Here is an 11,666-nt window from a genome sequence, read left to right as displayed (position 1 = left end):
CATGTTTCCGCCCGTTCTGTGGTTGACGCTGAGACATAAGAGCTGGGTCATGCTGGGATCCGTCTTGCTCTACCTTGCTGCTCGCCACTACGGGTGGAATTTTCCTTCGTATCCGTCCGGCGTTTGGTATTTCAATCCCTTCACATGGCAGTTGCTCTTTTTGCTCGGCGCTTGGCTGGCATTGGGTAGAATAATTGCGCTCGATTTCCTGCTTCAGTCTCGCGTCGTTCTTTGCTTGAGTATCGTTTTTCTGCTCTTTGCTCTTGTGATGACGCTGTCGGTACAAATCACCGAGCTCCAGAGCGTAATTCCGACAGTTCTGTTTGAGGCGTTTAATCCAAACGACAAGACCAATCTGGCCCCTTATCGTGTGATACATCTTGCTATTCTGGTTTTATTGGTGGCTCGACTGATACCCGTCGATTGGCCAGGGCTCGGGTGGCCGATCTTTCGCCCGCTAATCAAATGCGGCCAACAGTCTCTTGAGGTGTTCTGCGTCGGGGTCTTTCTCTCGCTCATCGCTCATTTTATTCTGGAAAAAGTCTCTGGCGGATACCTTGCCCAACTGCTCGTCGGAGCTGCCGGGCTCGCAATCATGACGGGTGTTGCTTACTATCGATCATGGTCAAAGCAAGTCGACAAACCAATTGCCGCCGATTTGAACTGTACAATTCAGGCTGGCAATCGGCGACGCTAGACGATATTCGAGACCGCTGTACGCCAGTTTGATCGAGGGAAGCCGATGGATCATCCGCTTTCTGGCGCCGAGACCGGCACTCGCTTCTTGATTCTATCGCTCGGGTATACTCGACGCGATGGTCGTCAAATTTTTGCTTGATGGTGCCGCACTTCGGTCCACCATTTCCATATGACATAGATGGCCGGATAGATCAGCAGCGTTAAGAGGAAGCTCGTGACGACCCCGCCGACCATCGGGGCGGCGATTCGCTTCATGACGTCAGAGCCAGTTCCGCTGGACCACATGATAGGCAAGAGGCCCATCAGGATCGCGAGGACCGTCATCATTTTTGGCCGCACACGCTGGACCGCGCCCTCCATGACCGCGCCTTCGAGATCGCTCATGCTTTTCATCCGCCCTTCCTGCCTCCAGCGGTCATGGGCCACATCCAGGTACAAGAGCATCACCATCCCGGTCTCGGCGTCGACGCCAGCCAAGGCGATGATCCCCACCCACACGGCGACGCTGAGGTGATAGCCCAACAGCCAAAGCAGCAGAAATGCGCCCACCAGGGAAAATGGCACGGCAATCATCACAATCAGCGCTTTGGTGACCGACCGGCCGTTCAGGTAGAGCAACAAAAAGATGACGGCGAGCGTGATCGGGATGACGTACTGAAGTCGTTGGCTTGCCCGCTGCATCCCCTCGAACGACCCGCTCCATTGGAGTCTGTAGCCCGGAGGCAGCTTCACCATTTCGCCAACGATTTTTCGGGCGTCGTTCATGTAGCTGCCGATGTCCCGGTCTGCGATATCCACATAGGCGTAGCCTACAAGCTGCGCCGCTTCGCTCTTGATCAGGCCAGGGCCATCTACGAACCGCAGCGCGGCCAATTCCTCCAGAGGCACCTGGACTCCCATAGGGGTGGCGACCAGAACCCGTCGCAATTCGCCGACATCATCCCGCAGATCACGCCCGTAGCGGACGTTCACAGGATAGCGCTCGCGGCCTTCGATGGTCTGCGTGAGATTGGCGCCGCCCACCGCCGCCTGGATGACTTCCTGCACGTCCATGACGGACAGCCCGTAACGGGCGATCGCCTCGCGATTGATATCGAAATCCAGGTAATGACCTTGAGCCACACGTTCGGCAAAAACACTTCTTGTGCCCCGGACCGTGCCTATGGCGGCCTCCACTTCCGACAGAATCTTTCCCATTTCTGAAAGGTCCGGCCCAAACACCTTGACGCCAAGGGGCGTCCGGATACCGGTGGAGAGCATGTCGATGCGTGCCTTGATGGGCATGGTCCAGCTATTCGAGAAGCCCGTCATCTTCGCCTTCAGCGCTGCATTCATCTCGGCGATCAACTTGTCGGGAGTCATGTCCTTCCGCCACTCATCCGAGGGCTTGAGGTTGATGACGGTTTCGACCATTTCCAGCGGAGCCGGGTCGGTAGCGCTCTCGGCGCGTCCGGCTTTGGCGAAGACGCTGGCGACTTCCGGGATACCCAGCAAAATCTTGTCCTGCTCCTGAATGGCCTGCTTCATGGTCTGTATCGACGCCGCCGGCAGCGTCGCGGGCATGAAGAGCACCGTTTCTTCCCATAACGGCGGCATGAACTCGCTGCCCAAACTATTGTAAATGGGGATTATGGCGACGATGGCGAGAAGAGCGATGCCGACCATCACATAACGTATCTTCAACGCCAGCCTGGCAACCGGCTGATAGATCCAGATCAGGAAGCGATTGATTGGATTTTTCTCCTCGGCCGGAATCCTGCCGCGGATCAACCATACCATCAGGAACGGCGTGACCGTGATGGACAGCACTGCTGCAAACAACATGCTGAACGATTTGGTATAGGCAAGCGGCCTGAACAACCGGCCCTCCTGGTCCTGAAGGGCAAACACCGGCAGGAAGCTGACGGTGATAATCAACAGTGAGAAGAACAGCGACGGGCCCACCTCTCTGCAGGCGACGATCACGAGTTCCAGGCGCGGACGGCGCTCCCCGGCGGGCTTGGCCTCCTCATTTTCAATGTGTTTGTGGGCGTTCTCGATCATTACGATGGCCGCGTCCACCATCGCCCCGACCGCGATGGCGATGCCGCCCAGGCTCATGATGTTGCTGGTCAGCCCGATCCATTGCATCGCCAGGATCGCCATCAGGACCGCCAGGGGCAGCGTGATGATCGCAACCAGGGCGCTGCGGAAATGGAACAGGAACACCAGGCAGACCAGGCTGACGATGATGCCTTCCTCGATCAGCTTCTCCCTGAGCGTCTCCACTGAATGATTGATAAGGGTCGACCGGTCGTAGGTGAGGACCAGTTCGACCCCATCCGGCAACGTCGGTTGGACAGTCTCCTTGATCGTCTGCTTGACGCTGGCTAACACGTCGTAGACGCTCTCGCCAAACCGGACGACAACGATGCCTCCGGCAGCGTCGCCCATCCCGTTGTAGTCCACCACGCCACGACGGATGTCCGGACCGATCTGGACGAAGCCAACGTCGCGCACCAGAATAGGCGTCCCATCGGATTGTGCTCCGACCGCCACCTTCTCGATGTCGGAAGGCTTTTGAAAGTAGCCTCTCCCGCGCACCATGTACTCGGTGCCCGTGAACTCCAATACCCGGCCGCCCACTTCCTGATTGCCTCGGCGGACTTGCTCGACCACTTTGTTGATCGGGATCTTGTAGGCCAGCAGCTTGTCGGGGTCGACGGTGACCTGGTATTGCTTCACGAAGCCGCCTACGCTGGCGACTTCTGCAACGCCGGGAACAGCGCGTATTTGATACTGCACCTGCCATTGCTGCAGGCTGCGAAGCTCGGCCAGCGAATGTTTTCCCGTCTTGTCGATCAGAACATATTCCAGGCCCCAACCCACGCCGGTAGCGTCGGGCCCGAGCCGGGGCGCGACTCCGGTCGGCAGCTTGCCGGCCATGCCGCTGAGATACTCCAGCACCCGGCTACGGGCCCAATACAGATCGGTGCCGTCCTCGAAGATGACGTATATCAAAGACTCGCCGTAGAAGCTGGAGGCCCGCACCGCCTTGACCTTGGAGGCCGAGAGCAGCTGCGTGACGATCGGGTAGGTGATTTGGTCTTCGATGATGTTGGGGCTGCGATCCTCCCAGTCGGTGGCGACGATCACCTGCACATCCGAGAGATCGGGAAGCGCGTCCAGGGGCGTGTTGTAGACCGCCCACAGCCCTCCGCCGATGATGGCGACGATAAGCAGCAGCATGAGAAGCGCATTGCGCGCGCTGAACTCGATGAGGCGGGCGATCATGGTTTATCTCTCGCTCACCGAAGTTAGTGTTTCATGGTGGAATGATCGTCCTTGGCCGGCTCACTTGGCATCGGCATTCCCTTCATATCCTGCGGCTTCGCGGCGGGCTTTTTCTCGTTGCCTTTGTTGCCGGCGTCCATTCCGGGCATGCCCGCCATGCTGCCGCCACCGGCCTGTAACTGGCTTTCGGAATCGATCAGGAAGTTGGCGGAAGTGACGACCTCGTCGCCGGCCACCAACCCCTCCAGGATCTGGAATCGATCCTCAAACCGCAACGGGCTGATCCTCACTTCGACCGGCAGGAAGCGATCAGCGGAAATGGCGCGAAATGCGATGTTGCGCTCGCCGGTGCGTATGACGGCCGATGCAGGGACGGTCAAGCCACTGCCCATCGCGTGGCTGATCAGGATATGACCAAACATGCCGGGCTTTAGTCGACCGTCGGGATTTGGAAGTTCCACGCGCACTTGCACCGATCGGGTCGTCTCGTCGACAACCGGATCGATGAACACGACCTTTCCGGCGAACTGTTGCGTCGGCAGGGACGGCAGCGTGATCGTGACGGGCATCCCGATTTCGACATGCGGCAATTCATACTCAAAAACCTTGCCCTGCACCCACACCGTCGAGAGGTCGGCGACCACATAAAGTTCGTTCTGGGGCATGGTATATTGACCTTGAAACGCTTTCTTCTCCAGGACAGTGCCTGAAATCGGGCTGCGCAAGATCAACGACGTACTTGGCTTGCCGGTCGTCTCCAAAGCCTTGATTGCGTCCGCGGGCACGTCCCAAAGCTCCAGACGTCGGCGCGCGGCCTCCAACACAACCTGTTGGTCCGCCGTGCCTTCGACACCGGATTTTGCTGATCGCAACACGGACAGCAACTCCCGCTGCGCGGCAAAAAACGCCGGGCTGTAGATCGAAAGCATGGGGTCGCCTGCCTTCACCTCTTGCCCGGTGAAGGAGACGAACAGCTTTTCGACCCAGCCTTCCGTTTTCAGGTGAATATGGGCGAGCCTGGTTTCATCGGGACGCACAATACCGACCGTTCGAATGACCATCGTAAGCGGAGTCTGTGTCGCCTTTCCCAGCGTGACCCCGATACGCTGCCGGACTTCCTGGGCAATACTGACTTCGGCGTATCCTGGAGGCCCCGGGCTGGTCGCCGCGGCGTCGTTGGCCGGCTTTGGCTTTTCCATTTCCGGCATGGCCACGTTTTGCGCTGAGCTGCCTTGCGCGCTCATCAAATAACCCGTGCACAAGACCACCAGCGTCGCCAACGCAGGTCCGATCAACTCTCCATATCGCTTCGTCGACACCAGATTCCTCACAGTGTTCTGGTACTGGCTTGCTATTGCACGGCGAGCGAGGCCGCCTGCGTCACCGAATTGCCGAGTGTCTCTATGTCTACGCCTGCGAGCGCTTCGATCTCCGCCAGCCGCTTCTCCCGCTCGATTCGGACCTGGGCAACCGTTCGGCGGAGCGCGATCAGGGTCCGCTGGCTGTCGATAAGATCCGCAAACCCCACTGTTCCCGCGGTGTAGTCACTCCGGGAAGTGTTCACCAGCTGTTGGGCGGCAGGCACGATACGCTGACGGTACAACGCAGCTTGTCGCTCCGCATTCCGCATGATGTACAGGTTCGCCACAAAGCTCGCGGCGCGGTCTCGTGTGGTTTGCCGCAACATGGCCTCTGACGACCGCGTCATGGCCTCCGCCTCCCTGATGGCGCCGCGGATCGCCGGCAACTTCGTCGGCAACATCACCATCGCTGAGATAACCTGCGAAACATTCCCGGTAACGCTCCCTGAGGGAATGAAATCAGGCAGATAAGCCAGCCTTGCGAGTTCTATGGCGTTCTTCCGTCCCGCCACCTGCCGGGCCAGCCCGGCCAGTTCCGGGTTTTGTTCAACGGCCACCGCAATGAGCTGCGCATCATCGGCGGCGACACGCCGCGGCGTCGGCAGGGTTGGCGGAAGTCTCACCGGCGCGTTGGCATCGCGCGCGAGCATCCCGTTGAGCGTGCCCCGGATCGACTTGGCTTCTGCTTCCAGGTTTGCCAATTCGTTCTCAGCCATCTGCGACTCGATCTGAACCTTGAGCAAATCCTGCAAGGGACCGCCGGACTGCGCGCGGCCGGCCGCCGAATCCGTCGCGAGCTTGAGAAGTGTCAGATTATCGCGCTCAATGCGGATTTTCTCCTCGCTCAGCGCCAAATCCAGATACGTGGAAATTACCCTTCGTTGAAGGTCGAATTTGACCGCGCGAAGTTTTTCGCCGGCTTGCCTGGCGGCTTCCAGCGCGACCTCGCCGGCGGTCTGCACCTTGATCGGCAGTGACAGATTCATGGATGGATCGAAGCCGACGCCGATCGTTGTGCGGTCCCACGCTTTGATCTTCTCGGCCGAAAACATGTAGCTGAAGCTGACGGCGACATTGCTGTTGGGCCACGTCGCGGCCTGATCGATCCGGGCTAAAGCCGCCTTCCATTCGAAATACGCAGATTCCAGTTCGCCATTGGCAAAGAACGCCCGGCGCAAGGCATCGCGCCAACCTGTCCGCGTCGGCAGCGTCGGCAACTGACGTGCCTCGACCGGAGGCTCAAAGGCCGGCGCAACCGAATCGAGCTTGGCCTGCTCCTCTGAGGTGCCCACCGGCGCCAGAACGCACCCGCTCAGCCCCAGGAGCATTGTCATGCATAGCGTTGCAATCACAGCGCCACCCGGCGCTCGTTTGGGGATCGGAGGCCCGCTTCGGGAATATGCGCGCGCCGAGACCTGCAGGACGCGCGCGATAGCCTCGGAGCGCCGGTTCTCTCCGCAAGATGCGACAGGGGCGGCGCGAATTATCGACGGCATTGTCGCCGAACTGACGAAGCTCGCACGTTCCGGATCGCGTCTTGGAGAATGTGAACCCGTCATCGCCTTGGTCTATTGTTCGTTCCGCAAAGAGATCGGCTTTGTATCTTCCTTCTTGGTATACCGCTCCGGCGGTTTGTGGAACTGATCATGACTGAAAACAAAGCAGAAATGGCAGGCCCGGCCCTGGAAGCTTTCGGTTGTGGCAATCTTGTCGCTCTCGACCGGCATGCCGGTTCCGCAATGCTGTAGCGGACTGCCTTGGCGTGGTGGACTCAAGCTGGCAGCACCCACCGCCGACGTAAACGCAATTCGCCATGCCATCGTTCGATCGTCGCGCATCACCATTGCAGCTATCGCTTCTACGGCTGCAGCACATAGGTGCCGGGAGCATCGCAGATCGCGGCAAGACCCCTGTCCGCGGTGCCCATGGCCGGCGGCGGCGCCTTTTCGGTGGACTGAAGGTCGAGCCATTCCAGCCAGCACGGCCACCACGACCTTTCATGATGAACCGCCGTTGCCTGCCAGGAATCGGGATCGACGTAGGCTTCGTTTTCCTTGTGGGTCGCGATCTGATGGCGGCTGTGCGGCTGGCCGGGCGGATTGACGATGCCCGCGTTGTGTCCGCCATTGGTGAGCACGAACCTCACATCGGCGTCAGTCAGCATCTGGATCTTGTAGACGGAGCGCCAAGGCGCGACATGATCCCGGATCGTGCTGACCGCGAACAGCGGCACCCGGATATCCCGCAAGGAGACGGGTTTTCCCTCGACCAGGTAGTGTCCTTCGGCAAGATCATTGTCGAGAAACAGCCGGCGCAGGTATTCGGAATGCATGCGCGCGGGCATGCGGGTGGCGTCCGCGTTCCATGCCAAGAGGTCGGTCATCGGCCCGCGCTGGCCCATCAGGTAGTCATGAACCATTGTCGACCAGATCAGGTCGTTGGAGCGCAGCAGCTGAAAAGCGCCGGCCATCTGCCTGGCGTCGAGATAGCCCCGCGCTTTCATCATGTCATCGAGGAAGCGTATCTGGTCCTCATCGATGAAGAGCGAGAGTTCCCCCGCCTCGCGGAAGTCCGTCTGGGCCGCGAACAGGGTGATGCTTTTCAACCGCTGGTCCCTGTCGCGCGCCATCGCTGCCGATGCGATGGCAAGCAGCGTTCCGCCGAGACAATAGCCGACTGCGTGGATCGGCCGCTCCGGAACGACAGCGGAGACGGCGTCAAGCGCCGCCATCACACCCAGCCGGCGATAGTCCTCGAGGCTCAGGTCACGGTCTTCCTCGGTCGGATTCCTCCAGGAGATCATGAAAACCGTATAGCCGTGCTCGACCAAATAGCGGACGAGCGAGTTTCCGGGCGACAGGTCGAGGATGTAGTACTTCATGATCCAGGCCGGTACGATCAGGACGGGATCGGAATGTACCTCTGCAGTCATCGGTGTGTATTGGATGAGTTCGATTAGCCGGTTGCGAAAGATGACCTTGCCGGGCGTCGCGGCCACCTCCTGGCCGACGCGAAACGCTTCTACGCCGACCGGCTTTTCCCGATCGGCCAAGCGCCGCCAATCCTCCAAAAGGTTCTGCGTACCCTGGAGGAGGTTCGCTCCAGCCTGCCGTGCGGTTTCGTCCAGTACGACCGGATTCGTCAGCGGGAAGTTCGACGGCGAGACACCATCAAGGACCTGGCGAGCGACGAACGACACCACTTCCTCATGGTGCCGGGAGACGCCCGGCACCCCGGTCGCCGCATTGTGCCACCACTGCTGCGTCAGCAGGAAACCCTGATGCAGAAAGTTGAAGGGCCAGCGCCGCCATGCCGGGTTGCCAAAACGATTGTCCTTTGGCAGGGGCTCTATGCAGGTCGGACAATCCTGATCGATGCAGGCGCGGCCGCAATACAAAAAGAACCGCTGCCACTTCTCTCCCAGTTTCTGGAGCAGCTCGAGTTGCTTGTCCGGGGAGAGCAACAAATGCTGCATCCAGTCCGCATAGGCCTGGCTGAGGGCCAACGGCGAAAGACCGCCTGACACGCGAGCGATGGCCTGATGAAACGGTTGATCGAGGCCGGCAAGCCAGATTGGCTGCTCGTGCGCAGCACTTGCTGGCCCCGGCGTCTGCGACGTCAGGGCGGTGCTCTCCTTAGCGAGCTCGATCACAACGGGCAGGTTCGAATCCGTCGTCTGCGGCCGAGAAGACGGTTTGCGCAACCGATCCACAACGTTTTCCCCGGCCATAGTCATCACCGGCTCAGTATTGGCCGACAGCGCCTGGCGTGCGCCTCCAGTCATGAGTTCGGAGCAAACCGCCCGGCGGTTACAGACTGGAACGTGAAATCTTCTGGCACGGCACCTGTCGCACCCAAGACTCCATGCTAATAATTATCTCAGTTCGACTTCTCATCTTTGATGTGCATCAATCTTTTGGCCATGCGGCGCATCATGGCCCGGCTGACGCGTTCTGTCGCGATTTTTGGGATACCTTTCGGTAGCGCTAAGCGTTGCTCAGAGAGCGACGATAAAGGTCACGAGGACGTCGCGGACACGGGTGCGGTCGGTTCTGACCGCCTCATGCGGTAATGAGGCGCGGAGTAGTCCATAACTGCGCCCGCTTGCACTGGCACGACTCCGGTCAGAAAGTCGCTATGAGGGGAACGAGAATCGCATCAGCCCGTTCGCTTCTGCGTGTCGTCGAGAGTCGGATACGTTCGCGCAAAGCCTTCGCGCGCGGATCCAGTTAGTCCTCATGCATCGCGATTATAACCGTGTCTGAGGCACAAAAAAGCCGCGGGCGATGCCGGGGCTTCTGATCCGCATACCGCTTAGACTAGTTCGGAGCAGAAGACCGGCTGGTTACAGCTTACAGAGATATTTTGAGGTGATACTCAAGCGCGGCTTCGCAGCACAACATGCGAGCGATTGCCGGCTCGTATCAGACGACTTCTTCACGCTGACCCAATTCTCGAAACCACCGTCTCTGCGGTCCGGTAATAGGAGCGGCAGATTTCCGGCATCCCCCTCGAGCTGCTGCGGGCTACCCCGGGGAAACGCGCCGGCGTTCCCGTTTCGTGTTAAGCGCGGAAGCGTTTGTTCGATCACCCCGTCGGCCAGGGCGAACAGGGTGGACCGCATCGTGAGGCCGATCGCCTTCTGGATCTTCGTTTCGTCCGTGAAGAATTCCACAGTACAAAATTCCATGCTGCACTTGGAATACTCAGAAGTCATGGATATCGTGCTCCAACTGGTTCAATTTTTGCCTCGCATCGCGTTGTAGAGAAATGACCGACACGCCCATGAAGGCCCCTGGCGCCAACATCATCGATGCGTTGCTGCCACCTGAGATGGCGCTCGCCTGCGAGACCGCGGGTGTCGCCAAGGCCGGTCGCGATGCGCTCGCACTCATCGTCTTGGGACTGCTTGCAGGTGCCTTCATCGCGTTCGGCGCGATCTTCATGACGGTGGTATTGACCGGAGCCGGTGAACTCCCCTGGGGCGTTGCGCGCCTCCTGGCCGGCATTGTCTTTTCGCTCGGACTTATCCTGGTGATTGTGGGCGGCGCCGAACTCTTCACCGGTGACTCGCTGATGATCGTGGCCTTTGCCAGCCGTCGCATTACACTCGGTGCGCTGCTCCGTGCCTGGTCACTGGTCTATGTCGGCAATATCGCCGGCGCGGTGGGCACAGTCGCGCTGGTGTTCCTCGCCGGGCAACACGGGTTCGGCGGCGGTGCAGTCGGCAAGACGGCGCTCGCCATTGCTTCGGCGAAAGCAGCCTTGCCGACGATCCAACTGTTCTTCCTGGCCGTGCTCTGCAACGTGCTGGTCTGTCTCGCAGTGTGGATGTCGTTCGGGGCGAGAAGCATGACCGATAAGGTCATGGTCATCGTCCCGCCTGTCGCGGCCTTCGTGGCCGCCGGGTTCGAACACTCGATCGCCAACCTCTATCTCCTGCCCTACGGACTTGCGATCAAATCTTGGGCCGCGCCGGAGTTCTGGGCCGCGATCGGACAGGGCGCGGCGGCCTATCCGCAACTGACCGTGAGTGGCGCGCTTCATAACATCGCCATTGCGACTCTCGGAAATCTTGTCGGCGGTAGCCTGATGGTCGGCGCAGTCTACTGGTTCGTGTACCTGCGTCGACGCGCTTAACCAGATGCTGTGCGCTATCCGCTAGTCCGCGACACAAGAAAACAACTTCTACTAGTTCGGAGCAGAACGTCGGCTGGTTACAGGCTACAGAGATATTTTGAGGCGATACTCATGCAGGGCTTGGCAGCGCAGCATGCGAGGAATTGGCGGCGTTCCACGTCGAACCCTTCCACTGAGCGGCCCTCCGTGCAGACCGTGGCTTATGTCCAGGCCCGTAATATTGGGATGGGGCGCCCGCATTGACTACCAGCGCAGGACCTTCGGCCCAAGCTTCCAACCGGCAAAGGTGCACAACACGATAGTCCCGCCATACCACATTGCAAAAAAAGGGACGGTGTCATCGGCGCAATGAAGCGCGTAACCGGTTGCGCTCAGGCAGCCCGCGATGAGACCGGCAAATGCGCCTGTGCGCGCAAGGTCGGTCGGCGCCATCTGCCGTACCGCCCAGATAATCACGGCAAACGGCATGACGGCGATGAGTGGGATCGATATCACGCACTCAAGCCATTCATCGCTGAGAATTGCCCCTTTCCAATGGGAGTTCGGCGCGAAGCCGAGGCTAACGGCGACAAGGAGCATGATGGCGATAAATGGCAGGGTAACCAAGGCGACCGAAGATCCGCGCTCCCCGCCCGGGCGGGCAAGTCTGATCAGATAGATTGACGCCGGGACGAGGATTATGACGGTAAAGGC

9 protein-coding genes are annotated in these 11,666 nt (G+C 59.7%); 2 read left to right on the top strand and 7 right to left on the bottom strand.

What is annotated here, in order from left to right:
- Positions 1 to 697, top strand: a 697-nt coding sequence (gene opgC / locus WCE35_RS23290) for an OpgC domain-containing protein (protein ID WP_424595666.1), incomplete at its 5' end; no start/stop codon positions are given.
- A gap of 125 nt (positions 698 to 822) precedes the next feature.
- On the opposite strand, the gene WCE35_RS23285 is transcribed toward opgC, so the two are convergent.
- The 6 genes from WCE35_RS23285 to WCE35_RS23260 form a co-directional block, all read right to left on the bottom strand.
- Positions 823 to 3,972 carry an efflux RND transporter permease subunit gene (locus tag WCE35_RS23285; RefSeq protein WP_424595665.1) on the bottom strand — a complete coding sequence of 1,050 codons (3,150 nt, stop codon included), beginning with the start codon at positions 3,970 to 3,972 and terminating at the stop codon, positions 823 to 825.
- Positions 3,973 to 3,995: 23 nt separating this feature from the next.
- Positions 3,996 to 5,291 (bottom strand): efflux RND transporter periplasmic adaptor subunit, encoded by a 1,296-nt coding sequence (locus WCE35_RS23280; protein WP_424595664.1) that lies wholly within the window; start codon positions 5,289 to 5,291, stop codon positions 3,996 to 3,998.
- A 32-nt stretch (positions 5,292 to 5,323) separates the two neighbouring features.
- A complete protein-coding gene (locus tag WCE35_RS23275; RefSeq protein WP_424595663.1) occupies positions 5,324 to 6,667 on the bottom strand; it encodes a TolC family protein in 1,344 nt (447 codons plus the stop codon).
- A 234-nt stretch (positions 6,668 to 6,901) separates the two neighbouring features.
- Positions 6,902 to 7,177 carry a hypothetical protein gene (locus tag WCE35_RS23270; RefSeq protein ID WP_424595662.1) on the bottom strand — a complete coding sequence of 92 codons (276 nt, stop codon included), beginning with the start codon at positions 7,175 to 7,177 and terminating at the stop codon, positions 6,902 to 6,904.
- A 14-nt stretch (positions 7,178 to 7,191) separates the two neighbouring features.
- The gene (locus WCE35_RS23265; RefSeq protein ID WP_424595661.1) at positions 7,192 to 9,063 is read right to left on the bottom strand and encodes a PHA/PHB synthase family protein; all 1,872 of its coding nucleotides are present in this window, start codon (positions 9,061 to 9,063) and stop codon (positions 7,192 to 7,194) included.
- Between the two features lie 615 nt (positions 9,064 to 9,678).
- Positions 9,679 to 10,050: a hypothetical protein gene (locus tag WCE35_RS23260; protein WP_424595660.1), complete on the bottom strand. Its 372-nt coding sequence runs from the start codon at positions 10,048 to 10,050 to the stop codon at positions 9,679 to 9,681.
- A gap of 53 nt (positions 10,051 to 10,103) precedes the next feature.
- On the opposite strand from WCE35_RS23260, the gene WCE35_RS23255 reads away from it, so the two are divergent.
- Positions 10,104 to 10,973: a formate/nitrite transporter family protein gene (locus WCE35_RS23255; protein ID WP_424595659.1), complete on the top strand. Its 870-nt coding sequence runs from the start codon at positions 10,104 to 10,106 to the stop codon at positions 10,971 to 10,973.
- 243 nt (positions 10,974 to 11,216) lie between these two features.
- Here WCE35_RS23255 and WCE35_RS23250 read toward each other — a convergent pair.
- Positions 11,217 to 11,666, bottom strand: a 450-nt coding sequence (locus tag WCE35_RS23250; RefSeq protein WP_424595658.1) for a DUF1109 domain-containing protein, incomplete at its 5' end; no start/stop codon positions are given.

This window comes from Bradyrhizobium sp. (assembly GCF_049691595.1).
In the GTDB taxonomy this organism is placed as follows: domain Bacteria; phylum Pseudomonadota; class Alphaproteobacteria; order Rhizobiales; family Xanthobacteraceae; genus Bradyrhizobium.
This window is presented reverse-complemented; position numbering and strand designations above follow the sequence as displayed.